This window comes from Glutamicibacter arilaitensis (assembly GCF_044793945.1).
GTDB classification, from domain to species: Bacteria; Actinomycetota; Actinomycetes; order Actinomycetales; family Micrococcaceae; genus Glutamicibacter; species Glutamicibacter arilaitensis_B.
In genome coordinates this window covers 757,486-782,958 of the sequence record NZ_CP084994.1, presented here as the reverse complement: position 1 = coordinate 782,958, position 25,473 = coordinate 757,486, and the positions used below count along the sequence as shown (strand labels likewise).

Below are 25,473 nucleotides of genomic sequence, written 5' to 3'. Positions count from 1 at the left end.
CGATGAGCTCCTTGGAAGATACGCAGCGGTTCGACTCGCGTGATGCACTGACGTGGACGCGCGCCGATTCAACGCCCGCATCCCTTCGACGATTCCAACTGGACCTATTTACCTTACGAGGCTGGGGAACAATTGTCAGCGGCGCCCTGCTAGTTTTCTTGGCCTACATCCTCGGCCGCCACGAAATGATGGCCATAGGCGTTGGACTGTTGACATTGGCTCTCGTCAGCTGGTTGCTGGTACTGCGATTACGCAATAAATCCAAGCTGAGTCGCAGCCTGCTCACCCCAAATCCCGTGGTCGGCGACGTCACCAGGTTGCAGCTGTCATGTTCGGAGAATGCCAAGGTTCAAGAATCGCTTCCTGCCGAGTTTGGGCCCGGACCCGAATTCACCGGTCCCGGCGAGAAGGTCTACGAGCTCATCTTCCGCACCCGTGGAATCCATTTGGTAGGTCCGGCAAAACAGATTCTCTCCGATCCCTTGGGCCTAGTGGACGGCCTAGTCGATTCGGGAGATGCAATGCCTGTACCCGTATGCGCAGAAATTCATCCGCTGGAGCGCTTCGCCTCGCTCGGCGACAAGATGCTGACTGGTGATGCAAAGTTCTCCCGCAGCACCACCGCCGACTACTACGACGTGGCCACCCGTGACTATCAACAAGGCGACTCGATCCGGCAAGTCCATTGGAAAGCCACCGCACGGCAGGGCAAGCTCATGGTGCGTCAAGAAAACCACGTAGCCACCGCACAGGCACTATTGGTCTTTGACAGGACTTTTGAGCACTGGCATACGAATGGCGCGGACCTGCGCTTGGGAATCCCGCACGGCGACGGTCCTCCGATACAAAGCAGCCGACGTTTCGAAACCGCGCTTTCCCTAGCGTGCAGTATCGGCCAACGCTACGCCGCCAACGGCTACCAGTTGCTCTTTCGAGAACTATCAGGGGAACAACTGCTCCAAGCCGGTAGTCTCTCCCTATCTGGCGCTTCCGCCCAAGCCGGTTTTGAAGACCTTCATGCCGCGAGCGCCGAAATGGCGCTTCGCCCACCATCTAACGTCACCGAAGGGCCGGAAATTCTCGGCGAAGGATTGCGCAAGCTATTGCTGGGATTTCGCGACGAACCCGTCATTATGATCCTTGGAGAACTCCGAACCGATCAGGCCGCTTGGCTGGCAACGCTGGCGCGTTCAGTTCGCCATGTCGAACTGTTCCTGCTGGTTTCCCACCCAGAGCGTTACCACGAAGTACAGCAACGGCTGCTCCAGACCGGGTGGAAAATACATTTCTTGGCGGCAAACACTGACATCAACGAATTGTGGTCGCAGTCATGAGCGCCGCAGTCGTCCAGCGGCCAGCCCCAAACTCCAGCGATTCCGGCTTTGGTCCCAAAAATCCGAGGACGCATCATCTGTACGCGAGATCGCTAGCAGCCGCATGCCTCAGCCTTGCAATGCTCGCAGGCTTCGCCTCGCTCAGCGGAGTCGTCCAAGGCGGGGCCTGGTTCGGAGCCTTAATATGGCCAGTCATCCTTATTCATGGCAGCGCAGGTGTACTGCGCGGCATCCGTGGTTGGCACTGGACGGCATTGCCGGTTGCCTTGCTCGTGGCGATCGGTGCTGTCTTGGGTCATCACACCATGCAAACCAATCGCACCTCCGTGGGGCTCATCGATTGGTTCGGCGCGGTAGTCGCCGAAGCCTCCGTACAGTTCTCCACTCAGGTCCCCCCGGTGGCCTACTCACGATATGTCGAGTTCGTACTGCTCTTGCTCGCTGTCGCGCTGAGCCTCGTGGTGGAAGTGCTCGCGTCTTTCAAACGCCTAGCGCCGCTGGTGATCATGCCCCTGTGCTTCTCTCCGGTGATCGCTTCATTATTCAAGCAAGAAGGGGCAGGCATTGGATATATAGTGCTGATGATGCTGGCGTTGTTTGGCTACTTCGCCTTGCTCCCCTATGTTTTTCGTTCCGAACATGCCAGCGCGAGATTTCCGGCAAAACGACAACTAGGAATTCTCGCCGCCACCGCCGGCGTGTGCGCACTCGCAATGATTCTCAGCAGCTTGTTCATGCCGGGATTTCGCAACGGCATGCTGCCTGAAGGCACGCGCCCCTCAGGGGACCTCCTAGCTAGCAACGTTGACCCGCTGCTCAATCTGGGCCGAGATCTGAGGGCTAATAATGGAAGTGTCGCTTTCACCTATCGCACCAGCTCGGACGAACCGGTGTATCTGCGTACCTCGATTATCGAAGATCTGAGTGCGACCCGCTGGGAACCGAGTGAAGGTTTGCTCCAATCCGCGTATTTTGGGGATACCGCGATGGACACCGATGCAGATATTTTCAACGGCACCCCCGAACTTACTCAATTGAACTGGGAGGCTCAAGTCACCAACCCGAGCCTGCCGTTGCCAGACCGCAGCTTTTTTGTCACCGGCGTCAACGGTTCCTGGAACTGGACCAAGCAGACTTCGGTGGCTCGCCTCAGCGGGGATGCGATGGCTGAAACAAGCCAAGTCACAGTGGGGCACACGCAAATGAATTTGAGCTCGCAAATGGCCCGCAACCTTGGCTATTTTGGCGGCGGGCCGACATCCCAGCAGGACAGCGTAAATCTCTCCATGCCCGAGGACCTCGACGGCGAATTCGACCAATTGCTGCGCCAGACGCTCGCCGAAGCCTACGGCCCACGAGGCATACCTGCGAACGACTTCGATAAGGCCGTCGCAATTCAGGACTTCCTGCGTTCCTCTTCCTTCGGTTATTCCGAGCGTACGCCTTTGCGCGAGGGCTATGACGGAGCTAATCGCCAGGTGGTTAAGGCGTTCCTAGAACGCCGCCAAGGGTACTGTGTGCATTTCGCTTCCACAATGACTCTGCTGGCACGAGCGGCCGGAATCCCTTCACGCATCGTGGTCGGTTACGCCCCCGGCGAGCCAACCGGCGAGAAGTTCAAGGCATCCGACTTGGCCGATGGCACTGGGATCGGCCGCAGTGTGCCCCCTGATACGGAATTCACCGAATATGCGGTCACTGGCCAACAGGCTCATGCGTGGCCTGAATTATTCCTCCCGGGGATCGGTTGGGTTCCTTTCGAACCGACACCTGGCCAAGGACAGGCACCGGATTACGCACCCGAGGCAACGCCGAGCGGTGCGCCGCAAGAGGTCCCGGAGGAGCTAAACCCTTCTGGCGCCCCAGAGCTTAATGATCCGCAGGCCGAAGAAAGCCCCGCAGCCAACGCGCCGGAACAAAACTCGGCGCAGGCAGATAATTATGGCTGGTTTACCCTACTCGGAATCTTGGTAGTGGCATTAGTACTTGCGGCCTTCCCATGGCAGCGTGCGCGGCTCCGTCGCCGCAGGATTGAACGGGTGATTTCAGGTGGCGCCGGTAGCGCACAAGCATTATGGGATGAACTGCGTGCTGTAGGGGCAGACGCCGGCAGCCCCGCCGGTGAGCATGAATCGGTCAGCGACTTCACCTTGCGCTTAGCCGAGAATCATCAACAGCTTTCCGTGCCCCTCACGCTGGTACGCGAAGGAATACAGGCAAGCTTCTACGCTCATCGCCACCCGGACACGAAACAAGGCACCGAACTGGTTGCCGCTCTGGAACAACTTTCAGTACAGCTCCACCGCGAGCTACGCGGCGCTGAACGCGTGCTTGCCTTCTGTTTCCCAGCTTCCCTGCGCGAGCGGCAACTGCGCGAGGCAAACCGGTTCAGCAGCGCACACTAATTTGCGAAGTTAACAGCCTCGGGCCCAGCACCTTGAAGATGCTGGGCCCAAGGCCGTAATGCTGACCGCTAAATGCTAGCGGCTCCTGATTGCCGAAATTATTTTACTGGTGCGTATGGGTCGGCAATGCCGATGTACTGCACGGTGGTGTATTCCCCGAGTCCCTCGGCGCCGCCTTCGCGGCCAAGACCCGACTGCTTCACGCCGCCAAACGGTGCGGCGGCGTTGGAGATGACGCCGGCGTTAAAGCCAACCAGACCGAATTCGATCTGCTCCGAAACGCGGAACATCCGGTTGAAATCACGGGAGTAGATGTAGGAGGCCAGGCCGTATTCGCTCGCGTTTGCCAGACGAATCGCTTGCGCTTCATCCTTGAAAGTAGTGACCGGAGCGACCGGGCCAAAGATCTCCTGCGTGAGGATCTTTGCATCGTTGGCAACGTTGGCCAACACAGTTGGCTGGTAGAAGTAGCCTGGACCATCTACCGGGGCACCTCCGGTCACTGCGATGGCGCCCTGTGCAACGGCATCGGTCACCAGTGCGTGGACCTCGTCCCGAGCCTTCTCCTCGACCAATGGGCCGACGGTGGACGATGGGTCGGTTCCGCGTCCGGTCTTCAGCGCCTTCATGGCGTCCGAGAACTTCGCGATGAACTCCTCGGCAACGTCTTCATGTACCAGGAAGCGGTTCGCCGCGGTGCAGGCTTCGCCCATATTGCGCATCTTCGCTGCCATTGCACCCTCGACGGCTGCATCCAGGTCTGCGTCTTCGAAGACCAGGAATGGTGCGTTGCCGCCCAATTCCATCGAAGTGCGCAGCACCTTGTCGGCAGCATCTTTCATCAGCTGCTTGCCGACCGGGGTGGAACCGGTGAAGGACACCTTGCGCAGACGATCATCCTGCATCAGCGGGCCGGAGATCTTCGATGCGGAGGATCCCGAAACCACGTTCAGCACACCTGCTGGAAGCCCGGCTTCCATCATGGTGGCGGCGAATAGCTGGGTAGTCAGCGGGGTGAGCTTTGCTGGCTTGAGCACCATGGTGCAGCCTGCAGCGATTGCCGGGCCGACCTTGCGGGTGGCCATTGCCAGAGGGAAGTTCCATGGGGTGATCAAAAGGCATGGGCCGACCGGCTTGTGGTGAACCAGAACCTTGTTCTTGCCCTCCGGGGTGGTGACGTAACGGCCATAGTGGCGCACGGTTTCTTCGGAAAACCAGCGCAAGAACTCTGCACCGTAGGTAACTTCGCCGCGGGCCTCGGCCAGTGGCTTGCCCATTTCCAGGCTCATCAGCAACGCAAAATCATCGGCGCGCGCGGTGACCAGGTCAAAACCTCGGCGCAGGATTTCAGCGCGCTCACGGGGAGCAGTCAGCGCCCATTCGGCCTGAATCGCGTCGGCTGCGTCCAATGCCGCCATTGCGTCTTCGCTTGTGGCGCTGGCCAACGTAGCCAGTTTTTCACCGGTGGCTGGATCAAGTACGTCGAAGGTGCCACCATCCGAGGCATCTCGCCATTCACCATTGATAAGCAGTCCAGTGGGTACTTTGGCGAGCAGTTCTGCTTCGCGTTCAGCGGTAATCGACATAACGCGGTTCTCCTGAAAGTTGTAAATGAAAGGAATCTTCGTTGATCACAACGCTAGCGCTGGTTTCGATAGGCTGTAAATCGCCTAGTGCACCACGAACTCGTTGTTTCATTGTGCATTCAGCCTAAGCGATTTCGGTTATTTTTTCGCTTCGTGACGTTCTGCGAGAACCGCTTCGTAGAGGTCTCGCTTCTTCACTCCGGCGGCTTCGGCGACTTCGGCAACCGCCTGTTTCATGCGCACCCCGTCGGCAACCAGCGTGTCGACTTTGGGGAGTAGATCCTCAATGGAGGCAGCTTCCGGGGCGGAAGCGCCGGAGATCACCACGACAATCTCACCACGGACGCCTTCATCGGCCCATGCTTTGAGGACGCCGAGTTCATCGCGGCGAACTTCTTCAAATTTCTTGGTCAGCTCACGGGCCACCGCAGCTTGGCGCTCCGGGCCGAATGCTTCGATTGCTGAGGCTAAGAAGTCAGCAACCCGGTGTGGGGCTTCGAAGAACACCATCGTGCGTTCTTCATGAAGCAATGCATTTAGGCGTTTGCGCCGTTCACCGGTTTTCCGCGGCAAGAACCCCTCGAAGGTGAAACGGCCGGTGGGAAGTCCTGAAAGCGCCAGTGCGGTCAGCACCGCCGAAGGCCCAGGCACCGCAGTAACCCGAATGCCTTCTTCCATGGCCGCAGCCACCAAAGGGTAGCCCGGGTCAGAGACCGCAGGCATCCCGGCATCCGAAACGACTAGCACGGTGGCCCCTTCGCGAGCCAGCTCGATCACTTCGCCGAGCTTATGGGCTTCATTGTGTTCATGCAGGCTCATCACCCTTCCGGCGGGTTTAATCCCCAAGGCATGGGCAAGGTGATGAAAGTTGCGGGTGTCCTCGGCGGCGATCACGTCGGCGCTTTCCATCATTTCGCGGAGCCGCGGCGAAGCGTCGGACAAGTTGCCAATTGGGGTGGCGCCCAGGACGATTACGCCCTCATTATCTGAGTTCTGCACATCCTTTAGCCTACGCGAAGTACCAAAAGCACACATTCTCACGGTTACGCCGGTAGCATGAACAACGATGAGCACCACTGCAGCGAAGACCCCAGATACCGGGCACGTGCGTTCCGCGCGCGTTGCCTTCACCTTTGAGAGCCTCAAACAACGGTTATTACCGGTTTCAGCACCCTCGGGTGCGTTGATGTGGATTATTCCGCTGGTGACGACTGTTCTCGGCGGTCTGCTGCGCTTTGTGCATCTGGCCCACCCAAACATGTTGATCTTCGACGAGACCTACTACGTCAAAGACGCATACTCGCTCCTGCATTTCGGATACGAAATGGAATGGGTCGACGAATCAAACGAACAATTTGTCGCCGGCGATCCGCAGCTGAAAGATACCGCTTCCTTCGTGGTGCACCCACCGCTGGGCAAATGGCTCATCGCATTCGGCATGATGCTCTTTGGCGAATTTGACGGGTTCGGATGGCGTTTCGCCACCGCACTCTTCGGTACGCTCGCGGTGCTGCTGACCACCCTATGCGCCCGCTTGCTCTTCGGCTCGCATCTGCTGGCGGGTATCGCCGGATTGTTGATCGCCATTGATGGCCATTCAATCGTCATGTCGCGCACCGCGTTGCTGGACATCTTCTTGATGTTCTTCGTCTTGGCCGCCTTCTATGCGCTGCTCAAGGACCGGGTCCACGGGCGAACTCAGCTCGCCAGGAAAATCTCTGTACCCGCCGGGAACAGGCCCAACGAATTCCTGCTCATCTTCGGCCCCGTGCTCTGGTGGCGACCTTGGCGGCTCATCGCAGCGATGATGCTCGGCTGCGCGGTTGGCATCAAATGGTCCGCACTGACCTTCGTCGCGGTGTTCTGCCTGATGGCGGTGCTCTGGGACTTCGGTGCACGTCGCACCGTTGGAATTCAGCGATGGCAATCGGCCGCGTTAGTTCGTGACGGAATCTACTCGTTCTTCACCATGATGCCGATAGTGTTCCTGACTTACCTTGCCACGTGGACCGGCTGGCTCAGCACCGCCGGCGGACGCTACCGGCAGTGGGCCGTCGAGAACCCCGGCGAGGGAATTTTGTGGCTGCCCGAGACCCTGCGCAGCCTGTGGCACTATCATCAGGCTAGCTACGAATTCCATACCGGACTGAATTCGGAACATGGTTGGGCTTCCTCGCCATGGACGTGGCTCTTCTCCGGGCGCCCGGTGCTGATGTACTTTGAAGGCTACGATAACGGGCAGAATGGTTGCACGATAGATCGCTGCACCGAAGTGATCATGGACATGCCCAACCCGGTGATGTGGTGGGCCTGCACGCTGAGCATGATCATGCTGGTCTTCTGGTGGCTTGGAGCGCGTGACTGGCGTGCCGGAGCACTGCTTTCGAGCGTTGCCGCAGGATTCCTTCCCTGGCTGATGTACCCCGAACGCACGATGTTCTTCTTCTACACCCTGCCGTTGGTGCCGTTCATGGTTCTCGCATTGACCTATATGATTGGCAGGTTCATTCCCCGCGAACCGCGCTCCGATGTGGCCTATCGATCAAGGATCATCATCGTGGCCCTCTCAATAGCATTGCTCCTTGTCGTCTCGGCATTTTTCTGGTCGGTATGGTCCGGAGAACTCACCTCGGATGAGTACTATCGCATGCACGTGTGGATCCCTAGCTGGGGATAAATTCTTGCGTGGAGGGGCCGCTACGCCATGAGCTGCGTCACCCAACCTCGAACGAATTCAAAGGATTTCCATGCACGAACTGCACGTCGAGCTCCTGCACGACCTCGACTCCCAGGTCAACGCAACCACACTGCTGCTGGACCGAGTCGCCACCTCGCCAGACGACACCCTGTTCATGGTCCAACGCCCTTCTGGGTGGCGAGATGTCAGCGCCCAGGATTTCTTGCGGGATGTGAAACGACTAGCGTCCCGGCTGATCAACGACGGATTGCGACCCGGCGATCGGGTAGCCATCATCTCGCGCACCCGTTATGAATGGGCGCTGGCGGAAGAAGCTATCTGGTTTGCCGGCGGAATCTCAATACCTATTTATGAGACTTCAAGTCCCTTCCAAATCGAATGGATCTTGCGCGATTCCGGAGCACGGGTCATCTTCGCGGAGGACCATGAGCTACGCGCCAATGTTCGCCGGGCTGCAGCCCAGCTCGGAGAGACGGTTTCCATTCACCTCTTTGAGGGGTCGCACACCGCGGATCCGGAGGCGATCCCCGCTGCAGGACTGCAGCAGATTCTGGTTGATGAAGCAAAAATCACCGAACAAGAAATCTCGGCCGCCTGTGCGAGCTTAAATCTGGAAACCACGGCTACCCTCGTGTACACCTCGGGAACTACCGGGAGGCCCAAGGGATGCAACATCACCCACGCGAACTTCGCTTTAGTCGCCTACAACCTCGCCGAGCACATGCGAGAGGTACTCGGTGAACGTCGCCGCACGTTGATGTTCCTGCCGCTGGCGCACGTCTTGGCTCGCGCGGTCCAGCAAGTCTGCATCCACGGCGGTGCAATCATCGCTCATAGCAATTCGACCGCGACTCTGGTGGAAGACCTGAACGCCGTCAAGCCAGGGTTTCTGCTGGCTGTCCCCCGAGTTTTTGAAAAGATCCGCACCACGGCACTAACTAAGGCCGAACAAGCTGGCAAGGCCGATTTGTTCCGCAGCGCCGAGCTGACAGCTATTGAATTCTCCAAGATCCGGGATGCGAAATCCCGTGGCGAAAAGGTTCGGATGTCTTTGTCATTGCGGGTTCGCCACCTATTTTTCGATAGGGTGCTCTATCCAAAGCTCCGCGCAGTCTTTGGCGGCAAGTGCGGGTATGCGATCTCCGGAGCCAGCGCCCTTAACCAGGATCTGGCGCATTTCTTCCGTGGCGCCGGCATCCAGCTGGTCGAAGGCTACGGACTCACCGAAACCACGGCACCTGCCACCGTGAATCAAGCTCAGCGCAATCGAGTGGGTACCGTGGGCCGTCCGCTTCCCGGGACCAGCATCAAGATCGCTGATGACGGCGAGATCCTCGTCAAGGGCATCGGAGTGTTTGCGGGGTATCACCACAATGAAGAAGCCAGTGCCGGGGCATTCACCGCGGATGGCTACTTTCGATCAGGAGATACTGGGCGCCTAGATGAGGACGGCTACCTTTTGGTCACCGGACGTAAAAAAGAGCTGATCGTCACGGCAGGGGGCAAAAATATCTCCCCCGGTCCGCTAGAGGAGATGGTCCGGGCTGGCCGGATTGTGGACCAGTGCGTTGTGGTTGGTGAGAACAAGCCATTTATCGCGGCCTTGGTAATGCTAGATGCCGAAGAGCTGATGTTATGGACGAAGTCCCGCGAGATGGGGCAGCTGACGCTTGCCGAAGCGTCCCTGCATGAGAGCGTGCTGTCCGAGGTGCAAAGTTATATCGACGCCGCCAATCAGACGGTCTCCCAGGCTGAATCAATTCGAAAATTTGTGGTTCTTCCGGCTGAGTTCACCGAGGCTTCCGGACATTTGGCCAGCTCGCTAAAGCTTAAACGCCAGCAGGTAATAGAAGATTTTGTCTCTGAAGTACAAGAGCTATACCGTCGCTGATTGGCCCTGGAATAGCGAAACCTCGGGCACCGTGCACAGCACGGCACCCGAGGTTTTACTATCTGAGGAGCTATGTCCCGAGTCTTCTATTTAGCTATTCAGGCCGTAAACTCGGGCTTCCTGACGTAGGCGTGAGCTCTCGCGGCGACGCCCGGTTGGCCAGCAAGTAACGAGTGCCACGAGCACGGTCACAATGACGATCACTCCGATGGCAAGCGCGGAATCGATCCAGAATTGCTCGGGGTACAGACGGATCAGGGTGTCGCTGATGTTGAAAGTCCAGGTGCCTTCTGCGAAGAACAACTGGTGGAAGCCGGAGAAGAACGTATTCCACCCTGTTATCGCAAGGACCGCGATTCCGGCAAGCAGCACCAGGGTCAAGATTGCCCCGGAGAAGAATGCTCGGCGCACTCCGCCGGAATAACGATTAGCCAGGTAGGCAAGGAAAATCATGGCCAATACGGCGAGCACTGCCCCGATAACATAGCCCAATCCGATCAGGTTTTTCACATCTAGCATGTGTTGCACCTCTTGGGCGGTGAACATGCTCGAACCAGTTGGCAGTTTCAATCCAGACAGGAATTCCGGGCCAGCGAAGTTATTCAGGTAGTCCACCCCGTAGCTGCCATAGGTTAGGCGCTCTGGGTCGGTGAAACCGAACTGGTCGCTCGGGAATCCGGGTCTGGCGTAAGCCAGCGCCAAGAACGCAGGGGTGGCGACTAGGCGAATCGCTGCAATCAGGGTCAGCACCGGGAAGATGAGAGCAAGCAACACCTGTGCAGTGCGGGCAAGCGGCGGCTTGGAATTCAGTGCACGCTCGCGAGCCACCCGGCGTTTAACCGCGGCCTCGGATGGCTCTGATTCCGGAGCGTAGTTTCCAAAGACCCGTGTACGCGCCTGGGCAACCGCGGCGGAGGTAGTCTCGGGGTTGTCTTTATTTGGTGCGGCGCTGACCGGAGGCACAGTCTGCTTGGTGTTGCTGAGAGGCTCTTCGGTCTTGGCAGGTGTTTCGGCTTTTGAGGGAACCTTCGGCTCTTGCTTTTCCGCGTCAATTTCATGCGGGAGCTTTATCGCTCGAATAATATCCTCTACCGGTTCCTCCGCTTTTGGCTTGGCGGCACTGGCCGCTGGCTTGCTCGCTGCCGGCTTGGTTGCAGGCTTTGCGGCCGCTGGCTTTGCTACGGCTGGTTTGGCGGCTGCTGCCGGCTTACTCGCCACTGGTTTGGTCGGCGCAGGCTTCGCGGCAGGATTCGCAACAGGCTTGGTGGCTGCGGGTATGACGGCCGGCTGCACCGTGGTTGGATTCGCAGCGGGCTTGGAGTCTGAGATTTGGGTAGCCGCCGGTTTTACCCCTGCGGGTTTGGCTTCGGCTGGCTTGGCTTCGGCTGGCTTGGATGATGCTGTTTCTTTGGCTCCTGATGGGTCCAAAAACGCGGCTTTCGCAGCTGCTGCCGCTTTTGCCGCGCGAGCATCCTGCTGCGCTTTTGCCTGATTTTTATGCTCTTCAAGGCGCGCAGACAGTTCTTCGGCTCGCTGGCTTAGCGTGGCCTTGGTGACCGGCTCGTTCGATTCAGCATTGGTGGCCACGGTGGGCTTATCCGGGCCATCTGGGCCCTTACCACCGGGGGTGTTGTTCGCCGCCTCAGCCATGAGGAGTCCTCCTGCAAATCGCGCGATCTCTGACCATCATAAATAGACGAAACCTGCACTACAGGCCTCGCGGTTTCAGCATATCCAGCTGACCGCACCAATCCGCGCATTACCACACCTAAATTAGGACTGTGGTGCGGGAAACGGCAAAGATAGCCATTCCCATCCGATTAGTAGGAATGCGAACTGTCTGAGGCAATGCGACCCGGTGCCATTGGGGATTAGATCCCGCGAGAGGACAAATAAACTTGGTGCTAGTACTTAGATTTCTTCTGCCTCTGGCGGGAGCATTGCCAGCCGTGGACGAGAATCGAAACGGGTCCCCCGCACCTCGCGCGGCGCAGGAGTTTCAACCGCGTGCTTGGGTTTGCGTTCTTCGCGCACGGCATTCATGAGCGCATGCAATTCATCTTCGTTTTCAATGACTTCGGGCAATGCTCCGCGCAACAGATTCCATCCGCTGGGCACCGTGAGCCGATTGGCGTGCCGAGCACACAGATCATAGCAATGCGGCTCGGGGTACTGCGCTAATGGACCGAGCACAGCGGTCGAATCGGCGTAGTTGTAGGTGAGGGTTGCGCGAGCCGATTCACGGCACGCGGGGCGAGAGCAAAGACGAAGACTTTCCACGGCTTCAAGTCTACTCGTGCTTGCACGGCTAGCGCGGTAATCTAGGCCGAACGGCCACGTTCGCTCGCCCAAACGTTTACTGTGGAGCCATGGAGCACAATCAGCAAACACCACCGCAGCGATCGCGCCGCAACCGTCATGGACGCGGACGGCGTGGCCCGTTGATCCCAATGCACCTGCCTGCCTATCGCACCCGCCCGGAACGCTTCGATGACGCGGTGATGGCCAGCGCCCAGCGATTAGGCGAGCGTTGGGGCCAAAAGCTGTCGGTCATCGATTTTCGAATCGTCCCGGTGCCTGGCGACAAGGTCATGACTCAGGCAGCTGCCGCCGGAGACCGCATGCCGTTGTCCTCTGCACGACCTGCAACGGCTAAACGCCGTGCCCGGATTTCCATTTACCGACTGCCGTTAGAGCAAGCTAGCCATAGTCACACGGAATTAGTCGACCTCGTGCACCAGTGTGTGGTGCACGAGGTCGCTAACTTGTGGATGCTTTCGCCCAACGAAGTTGATCCCGAATATTTTCCGGAGGACCCGGATTATTAGCCTCGGCTAGCCGCCGATGTTGACGACGATTCCATCGCGTCCAACATTGGCTTGCGGCATTGCCGCCCAGGCCAGCGAACGATCTGACCCGAAGATCAACTGGCCGATGTAGGCGTTTGAGTCTGCTGAGAAGATGACAGCTTGGGCGTCCTCGGTGATTTCCGTCGGCTTGAACACCATATTCTGCCCGGTCTTCACCTCAAGCGTGGTCGGCTTTGAAAGCTTCCCGTCCTTGTCTACCACTACCGCTTCAACTGAAGCATCAGTAGACGGTGCAGCAATGCTGAATTCTCCAGTGCCGTTCGCTGAAATCGGCACAACCTGCTTTCCTGCAAGTGGCATGGTACTGGTTGCCCATGCGTTGTCCGAGGATTCCTTAGGATCCGCACCTCGCACCATGCGTACGCTGCTGGTCACCGGAGCATCTGCTTCCACCACCACGGTGTACGCGCCGGCATCGAGGCCATTGAGGTCGATGACGCTGGTTGCATCGGAGGCTACAGCGAGGTTCGAACCAAGATCTGCCGTAACTTCGCCCTCGGCTCCCAGGATTCTCACCTTGAAACCGGCACCCTGCGCTCCTGTGGCCGATACGTGAAGCTGCGGAACCAGTTTTTTGTCATCTTTGCTTAGTTCGTTTCGGTCATTCTTATTGCCCAGCCAAACTCCGGGTATCACCTGCGTGTTGGATGCCGAAGCATTCGCAGCTACTAGGTCTACTCCCGAAGGAGTCAGGCCGCGCAACGCAGCCTGCTGGACCGATGCAGTGATCTTTCCACCGAGACTAGTGATATCGGCTGACACTGAATCCAAATTCTGGGCGTAACCGCCAAGCACCAGGGCACGAGTTGAGCCCGGGGCAAGCACCACGTTCTGCAGCGTTGAGGTGTCGATGAGACCGTCCGGGCCGCGCAGATCGATGGTGACCTGCGCGGTGGTGTGAGTCGGGTTAGACAAATGAAGCACACTGGTCGCACCGGTGTTCGTTTGCAATCCGGTAAAGCGCCAGTTGGAGGCTGGTGCCTGGCAGGTCGCGGCGGCCAAACCTGCGAGGTCCCCATCCTTAGCCAGGAAGCTACGCATGGAACTACCCCAAGAAGGTAGTTCGCCCAATGGTTGCAAAGAGAAGACTTGCGCCTGGTCCCGGCCGTTGGTGGTGTTCACCTTTCCCACACGTCCGGTCAGCCCCTGGTCATCCGCGCCCAGTGATTTTGCGGCTTCAGCATCCGGAATACGTTCGCTGAGCTGGGTGGGATCAGCACTGCCCAGATCCCTGAGAGCCGCACCGGGAATTCGTTTGCCCAAATCGGAGACGAGTGCTGTGCGAATGTTGCTTGAGATTTTCTCGGCACCGGCGGCGAACTGCGGATCGGTACCGTCCACGCCCTTGAGCAGCTGCGGAGTAGCGGCACAGACCGACTGGGCATCGCCGGCCGGAAGGCTCGTCACCGCAGCGGGGAGCGCCGTATTAGATGGTTGCGGTGCCAGCACCGAACCCGCAGCGACTACGCCACTGGCGGCAATGATGGCCACCAGGCCGAGCGCCACGGCTCCCGCACGTCGACGCACCGGAGCAGCTTCCTGGTCCTTGCGAGCAGCTTTATTTGCTTCGTCCAGTCTGCGGCGGCGCCGGCTCGCCGTTGAATCTGCAGGCACCGGGACATCGTTTGCGCCTTCGGTGCGTTTCGCAGCTGGCAGCACTAGGGCTGCGGCTTTCTTCTCGGCATCGGCCTCCGGAGCTGCTGCGGGCTGAGTATCCGACTTGGCTAGAGGCTGGGACTTGGCGCGGTCTTTGGCTTCAGCTTTTGCGGTGGCTTTGGCCTCGGCCTCTGCTTTCGCGTCAGCCTTCGCCCTAGCTTTTGCGGCGGCTTTAGCCTCCGCTTTGGCTTCCTTTTCAGCCTTGGCCTCGGCACGCAATTCGGACTTGCTTTTCGCCTGGCGCTCGCTTTCAGCAGCGGCAGCGGTCGGCTTGGACTCAGGCTTCGCTGCTGCCACCGGTTGCGGCGCTGGCTTAGCGGGCTCAGCTGAGGAGTCGGTTCCCTCTGAACCCGGTTTAGCCGCGGGCTTGCTACTTTCCTCCGCGGAGGCGTTGCCGGCCACGGGTGATCCTAAATCTCTACGTGGTTCCGCAGCATGCGCGGGGTGCCCGGCCTTCTCATTTTTTGCGTCATCCGAAGCGGGGTTCTTCTCATCACTCACTACTTTTTCTCCTGCTCGGTGTCGGTGTCCGAAATACGGTCACCGAGCTTCGGGGCCAAGTTTTCACGGATTTCATGTCCGCGTTCGCGAGCCTCACGACGGCTCAACGGCGTTGAGCTTGTCTCTGGTTCCGGTTCGAATGCTGGTTCTGCCAACTCCCCAGTCTCTTCGTCTTCCCCGTCGACCGAGTTCTCGGCTGCACGGAATCGATACTCGCTATTGCGATAGCTAGCGAGGCGACGGGTACTTGGTACCGGAATCGCTAGCAGCACAGCGATGAGCAGCACGACGCCACCGAGAATCAGCGTTGGCAAAGCCAACGGTTCGAAGTGGGTCAGCGTAAGCTCGCCACCTTCGGCCGGAACCTCATAGGCCTGCGCCCAACGAGTTTCCGAATCCGCCGGGTAAGCTACCGCTCGCAATGGAGCACCATCCAAGGTGGCACGCAGTTTTGGATCCTGGGCGGTCGCCAGCACGAGTGTGCGTGCGGCATCGGCTGCGGGTATTTCAACATTCTGAATTTGCCCACGGTTGGTGGCCAGCACCTGCACCCGGTCCGACTCGTCGATCAGGCGCGCAAAACCTGCGCCAGCGCTTTGCGTAGAACTTTCATAATTGACGCGCCACAACCAGCCATTGTCGGTCTGCCCCACGGAGGCTAGCCCGGTCGCCGCATCCAGCACACGCACGGCGGCCGAGACGGATTCACCGGTCTCGTTGAGCACTACAAAGCCAACACCCAAATCTCGCAAAGCTTCGCGCGAGTCAAGAGCGGATTCAGATAACAGCATTGCCACGGCTTCCCGTTGCACGTTTCCAGTGGCCGAAGCCTCATTACGTGCTGGGTTCAGCAGCGATCCGCTCAGTTGTGAAACCTGCGAAGAGCGGCTCATGGAGTCGAGAGTTTCGCCAGTCCCGGTCAGCAGCTGACTGTCGATTTCACCGGAAGCACGCGGGGTGAGCACCAAGGTGCGCTCTGCAGATTCCGAACGCCCGGCATCCGCCGCAGTGGCCGGAATCGTGCGTTCCTGCGAGCCGGACACCTGCTGGGAAGCGTTCAGCGCGGTCAAGGTGCCATCTGGATTTTGCGAATCCAGTTGAGCGCCGAGGGCAACCGAACCGGCGGCCACCAGGCTAATCACGCTCAGCGCTGTCATCAGGCTCAGCACTGCCCGGTTCGCAGGACGGCGAAGTGGGCGTGGCTGTTCCTCGTGGCGCAGCGCGGCCAGTGCATTAGCTGCGGCGGCAATCATCGCGAAGACTGCGAAGGAAACGAACGGTGCGGTGTATGCGCTGACCGCCAGAGACGAGTCCAGGGAAACCGAAATGAATCCGATTCCCCAACCGGCCGCCAGAGATAAGGCTGCGGCCCAGATGAGCTTGCGCGAATTTCGACGCATCGTCGAGTTCAGGCTAAAGGACGATCCAAGTGCGCCTAGTACCGCCAAAATCACCAACGGTGCACCCACGAGAGCCGCGGCGATCAAAGCCCACGGTCCGGCAGGGAGGATTCCCCAACCGAGTGGCGTGAGCATCGGGTCAAAGGCTTCGGGGAAACCCAAAAGCATCTGCCACAGCGGGGCGGGATTGAAAGCTAGCGGCGCGCCAGGCTCGGTGAACAGCAGCCGTGGATTGCCAAAAGCTTCGAAAAGCAATGGCAGGTTCCACACGACTGCTGGCAGCGGAACCCACCACAGGGTGCGCGATCGGCGAGGAGCCGAAATCGCCAAGACGTAAATCAGTACTACGAGTGCTAGGAAGAATGGCATCGATCCCGTAGAAATTACCCACAAGATCAGCGCCGCGCAGGCCGAGGCGGTCCACGCCGATGTCTTTTCGTTTTGCGCGCTTGCGGCTGGCTTGCCCTCCGGCAGCACCTGGGCATTGAGCGCACGAAGCATGGCTAGGAAGAACAACGGCAACAGAACGTGAATAAGTACAGAGCCAAGCCGGCCTGTTGCAAGTGCCGAAATCAAGGCAGGTTGCAGAGCCCAGACCACGGCGGCGAAGAAGCGCACAGCACGCGAACGGCTGACTACGCCTACGCCCCACCAAGCGGCAAGAGCCGCCAACGGCATGGCTGCCAGGAACAAGACAACCGATGCCTGGTTCGCATGGTTGAAGCTGACTACCGAGAGCAGCCAGTACATGATGTCTGTGTTATCCGGAGCGGCGCTTAGGCCGGTGCCCGCGTTCTGCCACCAAGAGGTGGCGTTGGCGCCGATCTCATTCAGCGAGCGCGACAGCGGGCGCATGGAACCGCCGCTCAGGGCACTAGCACCGATCAGCGACCGCCAGGCAATCAGCGAGGTCGCGGTCGTGATGAGCAACGCGAGTATCAGCGACAGCACCGCGGTGGTTCGCGGTGGACGGGCAATTCGAACGAAGTCCGAGAAGTTCTCGCCACTTGGCTCCACCATGCCCTCTGCGCCGGAGCCATCGCCATAGACCTGCGAGTCATCCGCGCTGTTTGACAGGTTTCGCCGGTACTCGCGCACGGCGCTATTCGAAGTCATTAGCTTGCGAACTTGGCCTCGGGGCACTTTGCGGATTTGCTTGGTCTGACGACGTGATGCCGCCAGTTTCACCGGAGAGAACAAACCTCGCAAAGTCGAGCCCAAATGGCTGAATCCGTGGCCCGGATCCTTGGCCAGAAGAGCCAGCAGGAAATGCCCGAGACCGCCCAACAATAGGCCTAACCAAATAAATGGAAGTCCCAGGGTTGGCGCGAACTTCAGCCGTTGGAAGACTTCCGAGCGTCGTGCTTCGCCCGGTCCAGCCAGTGAGTCGACCACGTCGACCTGATGGTAGATTTTTGCGGACGGAACGACAACCACGCGGTGTCCGGCCAGGCGATTACGCCAGCACAAATCCACGTCATCGCCACGACCTGGCAATGCCGGATCAAAACCGCCTAGTTCTTCGAAGACGTCGCGGCGGATGAACATTCCAGCCGAGGATACGGCGAAGTAATCGCTTCGGCCGTCATATTGGCCCTGGTCGACTTCATCGATGTCGATCATCGTCAGGCGCTGGGCCTTACGGTCCACGCTTAGTCCGACTTCTGCCAAGCGTCGGGGATTGTCAATGTCTAGGATCTTGCAACCAGCAATGGTCACCGATTCGGAGGCTTCGACCGTTCGCGTAATTTGTTCTAGCGCGTCGGGAGCCGGCATCGAATCGTCATGGATGATCCACAGCCACTCGTCGCGATCTGCACGAGCATCGGGTAGTGAATCAACTGCTACTTGAACCGAGAGTCCCAGCGACCCAGCCGGGGCTGTGAGCAGGGTGGCATTGGATGGAAGATTTGCTTTTAATACCTGGTGGGAAGCGTCTTGGGATGACGCATCGACCCCGAGGTATCGTTCAATTGGCCGGGACTGGTTACGCAGTGCGGCTAAAGTTCGGGGTAAAAAGTCAGCGCCATCGTGCGCAGCAACGATGGCGGTGACGTGAATTGGCGGTCGAATTAGATTGCTCGTTTCCGTAGTCGGCGGCGTTCGCGCTCGGAGAGCCCTCCCCAGATACCGAAGCGCTCGTCGTTGCTCAGCGCGTATTCCAAACATTCTGAACGTACAACACAGGCTCCGCAGACACGCTTAGCGTCGCGGGTCGAGCCGCCCTTTTCTGGGAAAAATGCTTCGGGGTCAGTCTGCGCGCATAATGCACGGGCCTGCCAACCGAGCTCTCCTTCATCGACTTCCCCACCGACGCCGAGCCAAACTGCCTTGATGCTTTCGCGAACCTGTTCGTCTTCGTCCAGCTCCGGGGCCCACGACCCTGCGGTCGATCCCCCTTCGGTTTCCGCTGGCGCATGCTCCCGTAGGAAGTCTTCTGCGGCGTTCTCCATATCTGCAGCTACCGCAACGCGTGCGGTTTCACCAGCTTGTGGATCGACAAACCAGTCCGATGGTGCACCCTCAACCCCGTATTGGGCGGACGCTACAGCCGATGTCGAAAAATCGGAGTACCCCTGCTCCAGCTTCGTCATGTTGATGTAGACCTTTCGATTGGTTTGAGAAGATCGAGCCATCCGTGCTCTCGATCCATACGTCTCTATTTATTCCATCGAAATAGTGAAACGATGGACGAGCCGAACTCACCATCTAATTACAGCCGTGTAACTCGGTCATAGTCAAGCGGGGAGGTTATTCTATGGAGAGTTCTCAGGAAACTCCCGGCACAACACGCCGCGAAAGTCACCAATGAATTCGGCGAGTCGCAACTTCCGCGAATTGTCGGTAAATTCTCAGTAAATTATTTAAGGTGGAAAATGTCGTTCAACTCCGCTATAGGAGCTTTTGCCGAAGGCCTACTTGCACCCCGCCGTGCCTCTGCTTCGCCGTGGCTAACCTGGTACTCGACTTCCGGTGAAAGAATCGAGCTGTCAGGCAGGGTCTTTGATAATTGGGTCGCGAAGAGCGCAAACCTGCTCGGCGAAGTTTTCGATCTCGACGAAGAATCCGTCGTGGTCTTAGATCTGGGGGCGCATTGGAAATCTCTGGTTCTGGCGCTCGCCGCCCTGCACCACGGAGCGACCTTAGTCTCCGCCGAACACGATCAAGCCGCCGAGGCGCAACTTTGGATCACCAGCGACCCGGCAGATGAGCGCATTCCAGGTGCCTCCGAAATCCTTGCGGTAAACCCTGCCGCCATGGCGCTTTCCTTTGGCGCCGACCTAGGCCCGGTCGCCGAAGACTACAACGCCAACGTGCGAACCTATGGGGATCAGTTCTACCCATCATCGGTAACCGGCTCAGGAATCAGTCTCATCACCACGAGCGGCCAAGAGCTTTCCAACGCGCAATTATTTGCCGCCGAGGCACAAGCTCGTGGCACTATTTTGGTGCGCTCAGATATCCCGGTACTAGATCTACTGCCTTACGCGGTAGCGCAGTGGAAGGCCGGCGACACGATCGTGTTGGTAGATGAAACCATGCAGGTTAGCGACCGGCTTCGCGAGGGCGAAAAAATCAGTCACGATTACGTACTAACTGACTAGCTCTTCACTGTGGGAATGGTGCCGGTGTCCGGGGTAGCTACCTGGCTGCTGGCACCCTTTTCGTGATGGGCCAAAAGCTCATGATCATGGGCAAACTTTTCTTCCTGATCCATTTCTGCGCCAAAGACCCAGAAACGGTATGCGAAGAAACGGAAGATGGTGCCCAGCACCAGACCGACAACGGAGCCTGCAATGAACACGCTGGTCGGGTCCGTCATGTTCAGCACATACTTGGTGAACCAAACGCAGGCGGCGGCGATGCCCAAACCGATAGCGTTCATGATCAGGAACATCACCAATTCACGAGCCACGTTTGCCTGGCGGCGATGACGGAAGGTCCAATAACGATTGGCAACCCAAGAGAACAACGTGGCGACTATGCCTGCGATGATTTTGGCTTTAACCTGCGAATCGCTCATCGGTCCATGCAGTAACCACACATAGATTCCGGAGTCGATGATGAACGCAATTCCACCGACAACGCCGAACTTTGCCACTTCGCGCCAGAGCAGCGAAATGAGTCCAACTAGTTTTCGTGAGATGCGCTCGAACATTTTCCTCCAGACGTATCTGCTGCTCTTGATGAATAGCTTTCGAATCATCAAAACCCAGAGATCGTCAGAATCTCGGGAAGTTACGTTCCCTCGGTTATCGGTCTATTGGAACCCTGAATACGCTAAGGCATGAGGGCACATCAGGCCATTTTATCCGCTTTTCCTGTCAAATCCCCGGATTTCGTGAGTAATCAGTCACCGCGAGGACGGGAAGCTGGAACTATTTCGATAACCTAGATAGGTGAGCTTTCCTAAAATTGGTGTGATTGGTGGCGGGCAACTAGCCCGAATGATGGCCCCAGAGGCCCTGAACCTCGGATTTGAACTGCATGTTCTAGCCGAAGGCCCGGACGTATCGGCGGCACGTTGCGTACCCGATGCGCCTGTTGGCGACTACAAAGACTTGGCGACTCTGCGCGCCTTTGCCCAGGGTAAAGACGTGGTCACCTTCGACCACGAGCATGTTCCCAATGAGTTCCTCACCACACTCATTAATGAGGGAGTCAACGTCCAGCCACGCCCCGAAGCGCTGATCCATGCGCAAGACAAGCTGGTGATGCGTGCAGCGATTGAGAAGCTCGGACTGCCAAACCCGGCGTGGGCCAAGGTTGAAAATGTGGCTGAGCTGATCTCCTTCGGCGAGCAGACCGGATGGCCGATCGTGCTCAAGACTCCGCGCGGCGGCTACGACGGCAAGGGCGTACGCATGTTGGATAACGCCGAACAGGCCCGTGATTCAGAAGATTGGTTCGCCAACGGCGCCCTGCTGGCCGAAGACAAAGTAGATTTCACCCGCGAGCTTTCAGCCATGGTCGCGCGGACACCATCCGGTGAAACTAAAGCTTGGCCGGTTGTCCACACCATCCAGGTAGCTGGAGTCTGCGACGAAGTGATTGCACCGGCCCAAGACATCTCGGCGGAAACGGCGGCTACCGCATCGAATGCTGCAATGCGCATCGCCCAAGAGTTTGGCGTCACCGGAGTCATGGCAGCTGAGCTCTTCGAAACCCCTGGCCAAGGCGCCGGTTTCGTCATTAATGAACTTGCCATGCGCCCTCATAACACCGGGCATTGGACAATGAACGGTTCGGTAACCAGCCAGTTCGAACAGCATCTGCGTGCGGTCCTGGACTTGCCGCTAGGCGAAACCCGCGAGCTTGGGTTGACCGTGATGAAGAATTTCCTTGGCGGAGCCAACCAGGATCTGTTTTCCTCATTCCGGGCCGCGTTGGCTGCCGCGCCGGAAGTCAAGGTGCACGCCTACGGCAAATCCGTACGCCCCGGACGCAAAATCGGACACGTTAATGTGGTGGCCGAAAAAGGACAAAGCGTGGCGGAACTTCGTGAACGCGCTGACCGGGTCGCCGGCTTAATCCGTGATGGCGTCCCCCCGACCGCTTAGGCTTTCAGCTAGACTCGCTCATTCCGGGCCACGATTTTCAAGGACATAAATTCCAATGACTGAAACAGCACCACTTGTCGGACTCGTCATGGGCTCAGACTCCGACTGGCCCGTTATGCGACTGGCAGCGGAGGCGCTTACCGAATTCGGTATTCCTTTCGAAGCCGACGTCGTCTCGGCGCACCGTATGCCCACCGAGATGATCGAGTACGGCAAGCGCGCTCACGAGCGTGGTCTGCGCATTATCATCGCCGGTGCTGGCGGTGCCGCGCACCTGCCGGGCATGCTCGCATCAGTGACGCCGCTGCCGGTGGTGGGAGTTCCGGTACCATTAGCCAAGCTCGATGGAATGGATTCCCTACTGTCGATCGTGCAGATGCCTGCTGGTGTTCCGGTGGCTACCGTATCCATCGGTGGTGCTCGAAATGCCGGTCTGTTAGCTGTGCGTATGCTGGCTTCGGGAACCGATGAGCTGGCTAAGTCGTTACAGGTTAAGTTGCTAGCCTTCGCAGATTCGTTGCGCGATTCTGCGTATGCCAAGGGCGCCGCGTTGCGTGCCGAAGTAGCAAACGAGAACTTCTCTTCCTAAGGAAAGTCACAAAGTACATGGGTTCTGCCAGTCACCGCGCTCCAAATCCGCTCAGGAACCCGGAGACGATTTCGTCTCCGGCCCGGAGTAAACGCGCCCTAATACTGGTCGTATTGACCATTATTTTCCCGGGTAGCGCTCAGCTGATTGCGGGTAACCGCAAGCTGGGACGCATCGCGGTTACTATCACTATGCTCTGCTGGGCCCTGCTCATTGGGCTCGCAGCCATCTACTTCATTGATCGTTCGATCATCCTTGGTTGGGTAGCGCACCCGAACTTCCAGTTGCTCTTGATCATCATGCTCTCGGCGCTGGCCGTCGGCTGGCTGATCATGTTCATCAACACGCTGTTCGTCATCCGGCCCCGAATGCTGGCACCTGGAATGCGCGCAATCGTCTCCATTTTCACCTTGGCTGCAGTCATCGCCACCAGTGGCATCTTCGTATACGGTGCTTCGATTCTGAACACCGGACGAGAAACTATCGTCAAGGTCTTCGATGAAGGTCCCGCCTTTGATCCGGTCAATGGCCGCTACAACATCGCGGTACTCGGTGCCGACTCTGGTTCGAACCGAGATGGCGTGCGCACGGACTCCATCGCGCTGCTTTCGGTAGATGCCAAGACCGGTAAGTCACTGATGATCTCGGTGCCGCGTAACTTCCAGAACGCCCGCTTCGCCGAGGGCTCGCCCATGGCGGAGGTCTATCCCGACGGTTACAGCTGCGGTGATGAGTGCCTGTTCAACGCGATCTACCGCGACGCGGTCGATAACCATGCCGATCGCTTCCCGAATTCGGTGAAGAACGTCGGCGCGCAAGCCACCATGGATGCTTTGAGCGGAACTACCGGGCTTGAGGTTCAGGGCTACGTCATGGTCGACATGGCCGGCTTCGAAAACTTTGTTGACGCCCTCGGTGGGGTCACCATCGATTCCGGCGGCTGGGTCCCCTACAACGGCAAGAAGTGGAAAGGCTCGCTGGTAAACACCCACTGGTTCGCTCCGGGTGAGCAAACCTTCAATGGCAAGGACGCTCTCTGGTTCGCCCGCTCTCGTGACTTCACCGATGACTACCACCGCATCAAGCGGCAGCAGTGCCTGCAACAGGCAATCATCAAGCAGTTCACCCCGCAGACCATTCTGAGCAACTTCAGCAGCATCATGCAGGCCGGCGAACAGCTGGTTGAGACTAACATTCCCGCCAGCCAGCTCAGCTCATTCGTGTCGGTGGCCGACAAGGTATCGGGCACTCCGTTTAGCCGCTTGACCCTGGGCGCGCCAGACTTCGATCGTTCGTTCTCCACTTACCCGGAATTCGACAAGATTCATGATCGCATCAATTCGATCATTGAAAAGCAGAACGCTCCAAAGGCGCCCAAGGAATCCAAGAAATCCGAGGAGACTGCCAAATCTAAGGACACCACCGAGGCAAGCGGTTCAGCCGAACCGTCCGAAAGCGCCGAGGAAGAATCCACCAACATCAATGACGCTCCGAAGCTGTCTAAGGGTGAGCAAGAAACCTTCACCCAGCGCGATGGCAGCCCAATCGACGAGCAATATCTGGTGGAACTTGAGATGATTGGCCAGACGACTCGTTTGGCACAGATTGCCGCAAACAACGACGAATGCTCGGTTCCTTAAACAGCATTCAAGGTTTCGCCCACGGTTAAGACCCCCCGACCGTTTTGAAACCACTATCGTTTGTGAAAGTTGAAGGGTACAAATCGTGTTTGAGTTGAAAAATTCCATTCGGAATTATCACTGGGGTTCGAAGCAGGATATTACCGAGTTGCTAGGTCAGCCTGCGCAGATCAGCCCACAGGCTGAGCTGTGGCTCGGTGCCCACCCCGGATGCCCGAGCATGCTCCTGGAAACCGGTCAGCCGCTACACGAGGTAATCGCGGCCGATCCGGTGAATACGCTCGGCGAGCAGGTCAATGAACGCTACGGCCGCCTGCCGTTCTTGTTCAAGGTGCTCTCCGCCGTTCAGCCCCTGTCGATTCAGGTGCACCCGACCCTTGCACAGGCACGGGAACGTTTTGCCAAGGAAGATGCTGCCGGTGTCCCCCGTGAGGCGGCCGAACGCAACTACAAAGACGACAATCACAAACCCGAGATGCTCTATGCGCTCACCGATTTTGTGGCGCTCTCCGGCTTTCGTGCACCGGAGGAGATCATCGCGGATTTGCGCCGCTTCCTTCCCCGTTTATCCACCACGGAGTCGGCCCTCGTCGAGCAGCTGATTGCGTCATTGCAGTCCCCCGATCCGCTGGGAAAGGCGCTGAATTTCGTGCTCACCTCGAGTACGGGTATCAACGATCTGGTGCTCACGATCTGCGGGACCATTACCGCAGACCCCGTCCTGCAAGAAAATGTGCAGTTCGCCGAGCTGGTCCGGATCAACGAGATCTATCCTGCGGATCCCGGTGTCCTAGTCGCCTTGCTGCTAAATCTGGTGTTCTTAAAGCCGGGCGAAGCAATTAGCCTGGGTGCCGGTAATGTCCATGCGTACTTGCGCGGGCTCGGCATCGAGGTAATGGCCAACTCGGATAACGTATTGCGCGGTGGGCTGACCAGCAAGCATATCGATGTTCCCGAACTGCTAGAGGTGACCATCGCCGACCCCTCGGAGGCGCCGCTGTTGCAGGGCTCTGCAGTATCGGAGCACTCCCGGCTCTTCCAGCCTGCTTTTGACGAATTCCAGCTTCAGGTGGTTGAAACCACTGCGCCTCAGATTCGCACCGAATTGAAATTGCACGGCGCCTCGCTGGTGCTGTGCACAGCAGGTGAGTTCAGTCTGGAAACCGCATCGCAGACCCTACAGGTGCCCCGTGGCGGCTCAGTCTTCATTGCCGCCAATGAGTTGCCGGTGACTGCGGTGTCCTCGACCCAGGACGCGGCAACGCTCTTCGCCGCCAGCGCGCAAGGCAAATAGCGCTAACTGGCCCAAAACGAGTCGAGCCGCAGATCTCCCTTTCGGGAG

General features: G+C 58.4%; 18 protein-coding genes. 10 read left to right on the top strand and 8 right to left on the bottom strand.

Translation table 11 applies throughout. The features are described from left to right. The first annotated feature begins 2 nt into the window (after positions 1 to 2). Both LG294_RS03685 and LG294_RS03680 read left to right on the top strand, forming a co-directional pair. Positions 3 to 1,334, top strand: coding sequence for a DUF58 domain-containing protein (locus LG294_RS03685; protein WP_404289610.1), 1,332 nt, complete (start codon positions 3 to 5; stop codon positions 1,332 to 1,334). Then, entirely contained in the window at positions 1,331 to 3,739 is a 2,409-nt protein-coding gene (locus LG294_RS03680) for a transglutaminaseTgpA domain-containing protein (RefSeq protein WP_404289608.1), read from the top strand. Before LG294_RS03685 ends, LG294_RS03680 begins: the two co-directional genes overlap by 4 nt. A 98-nt stretch (positions 3,740 to 3,837) precedes the next feature. On the opposite strand, the gene LG294_RS03675 is transcribed toward LG294_RS03680, so the two are convergent. Beyond that, positions 3,838 to 5,325, bottom strand: a complete 1,488-nt coding sequence (locus tag LG294_RS03675; RefSeq protein WP_404289606.1) for an NAD-dependent succinate-semialdehyde dehydrogenase — start codon at positions 5,323 to 5,325, stop codon at positions 3,838 to 3,840. Positions 5,326 to 5,463: 138 nt separating this feature from the next. Further along, on the bottom strand, positions 5,464 to 6,324 hold the full coding sequence (gene rsmI / locus LG294_RS03670) for a 16S rRNA (cytidine(1402)-2'-O)-methyltransferase (protein WP_404289604.1): 861 nt from the start codon (positions 6,322 to 6,324) through the stop codon (positions 5,464 to 5,466). Positions 6,325 to 6,391: 67 nt separating this feature from the next. Here rsmI and LG294_RS03665 point away from each other — a divergent pair, with 67 nt between their 5' ends. Together LG294_RS03665 and LG294_RS03660 are read left to right on the top strand one after the other, a co-directional pair. Further along, positions 6,392 to 8,002, top strand: a complete 1,611-nt coding sequence (locus LG294_RS03665; protein WP_404289602.1) for a dolichyl-phosphate-mannose--protein mannosyltransferase — start codon at positions 6,392 to 6,394, stop codon at positions 8,000 to 8,002. Between the two features lie 70 nt (positions 8,003 to 8,072). Further along, positions 8,073 to 9,914: an AMP-dependent synthetase/ligase gene (locus LG294_RS03660; protein ID WP_404289600.1), complete on the top strand. Its 1,842-nt coding sequence runs from the start codon at positions 8,073 to 8,075 to the stop codon at positions 9,912 to 9,914. Positions 9,915 to 10,004: 90 nt separating this feature from the next. Here LG294_RS03660 and LG294_RS03655 read toward each other — a convergent pair whose 3' ends face one another. Together LG294_RS03655 and LG294_RS03650 are read right to left on the bottom strand one after the other, a co-directional pair. Continuing rightward, the gene (locus tag LG294_RS03655; protein WP_404289598.1) at positions 10,005 to 11,564 is read right to left on the bottom strand and encodes a TIGR01906 family membrane protein; all 1,560 of its coding nucleotides are present in this window, start codon (positions 11,562 to 11,564) and stop codon (positions 10,005 to 10,007) included. Positions 11,565 to 11,825: 261 nt separating this feature from the next. After that, a complete protein-coding gene (locus LG294_RS03650) occupies positions 11,826 to 12,194 on the bottom strand; it encodes a DUF3499 domain-containing protein (RefSeq protein WP_404289597.1) in 369 nt (122 codons plus the stop codon). An 89-nt stretch (positions 12,195 to 12,283) separates the two neighbouring features. Between LG294_RS03650 and LG294_RS03645 the strand changes: the two genes are divergently transcribed. Then, complete coding sequence (locus tag LG294_RS03645; protein ID WP_404289595.1) at positions 12,284 to 12,742, top strand: metallopeptidase family protein; 459 nt, start codon at positions 12,284 to 12,286, stop codon at positions 12,740 to 12,742. Positions 12,743 to 12,748: 6 nt separating this feature from the next. On the opposite strand, the gene LG294_RS03640 is transcribed toward LG294_RS03645, so the two are convergent. The 3 genes from LG294_RS03640 to LG294_RS03630 are packed head-to-tail and all read right to left on the bottom strand — an operon-like array spanning position 12,749 to position 18,935. Next, on the bottom strand, positions 12,749 to 14,941 hold the full coding sequence (locus LG294_RS03640) for a DUF5719 family protein (RefSeq protein WP_404289593.1): 2,193 nt from the start codon (positions 14,939 to 14,941) through the stop codon (positions 12,749 to 12,751). Continuing rightward, positions 14,941 to 18,510, bottom strand: a complete 3,570-nt coding sequence (locus LG294_RS03635) for a glycosyltransferase (RefSeq protein WP_404289591.1) — start codon at positions 18,508 to 18,510, stop codon at positions 14,941 to 14,943. Before LG294_RS03635 ends, LG294_RS03640 begins: the two co-directional genes overlap by 1 nt. Then, positions 18,414 to 18,935 (bottom strand): WhiB family transcriptional regulator, encoded by a 522-nt coding sequence (locus LG294_RS03630; protein ID WP_404289589.1) that lies wholly within the window; start codon positions 18,933 to 18,935, stop codon positions 18,414 to 18,416. The genes LG294_RS03635 and LG294_RS03630 overlap by 97 nt, the downstream gene beginning before the upstream one ends. 282 nt (positions 18,936 to 19,217) lie before the next feature. Here LG294_RS03630 and LG294_RS03625 point away from each other — a divergent pair, with 282 nt between their 5' ends. Then, positions 19,218 to 19,946 (top strand): TIGR03089 family protein, encoded by a 729-nt coding sequence (locus tag LG294_RS03625; protein ID WP_404289587.1) that lies wholly within the window; start codon positions 19,218 to 19,220, stop codon positions 19,944 to 19,946. Here LG294_RS03625 and LG294_RS03620 read toward each other — a convergent pair. Further along, on the bottom strand, positions 19,943 to 20,500 hold the full coding sequence (locus tag LG294_RS03620; protein WP_404289585.1) for a GtrA family protein: 558 nt from the start codon (positions 20,498 to 20,500) through the stop codon (positions 19,943 to 19,945). The two genes, LG294_RS03625 and LG294_RS03620, sit on opposite strands and share 4 nt — an antisense overlap. A gap of 241 nt (positions 20,501 to 20,741) precedes the next feature. On the opposite strand from LG294_RS03620, the gene LG294_RS03615 reads away from it, so the two are divergent. The 4 genes from LG294_RS03615 (at position 20,742) to manA (ending at position 25,425) form a co-directional block, all read left to right on the top strand. After that, positions 20,742 to 21,902: a 5-(carboxyamino)imidazole ribonucleotide synthase gene (locus LG294_RS03615; protein WP_404289583.1), complete on the top strand. Its 1,161-nt coding sequence runs from the start codon at positions 20,742 to 20,744 to the stop codon at positions 21,900 to 21,902. Between the two features lie 55 nt (positions 21,903 to 21,957). Further along, positions 21,958 to 22,491, top strand: coding sequence for a 5-(carboxyamino)imidazole ribonucleotide mutase (gene purE / locus LG294_RS03610; protein WP_404289581.1), 534 nt, complete (start codon positions 21,958 to 21,960; stop codon positions 22,489 to 22,491). A 113-nt stretch (positions 22,492 to 22,604) separates the two neighbouring features. After that, positions 22,605 to 24,131: an LCP family protein gene (locus tag LG294_RS03605; protein WP_404289579.1), complete on the top strand. Its 1,527-nt coding sequence runs from the start codon at positions 22,605 to 22,607 to the stop codon at positions 24,129 to 24,131. Positions 24,132 to 24,216: 85 nt separating this feature from the next. Then, positions 24,217 to 25,425, top strand: coding sequence for a mannose-6-phosphate isomerase, class I (gene manA, locus LG294_RS03600; protein ID WP_404289577.1), 1,209 nt, complete (start codon positions 24,217 to 24,219; stop codon positions 25,423 to 25,425). Positions 25,426 to 25,473: the final 48 nt, after the last annotated feature.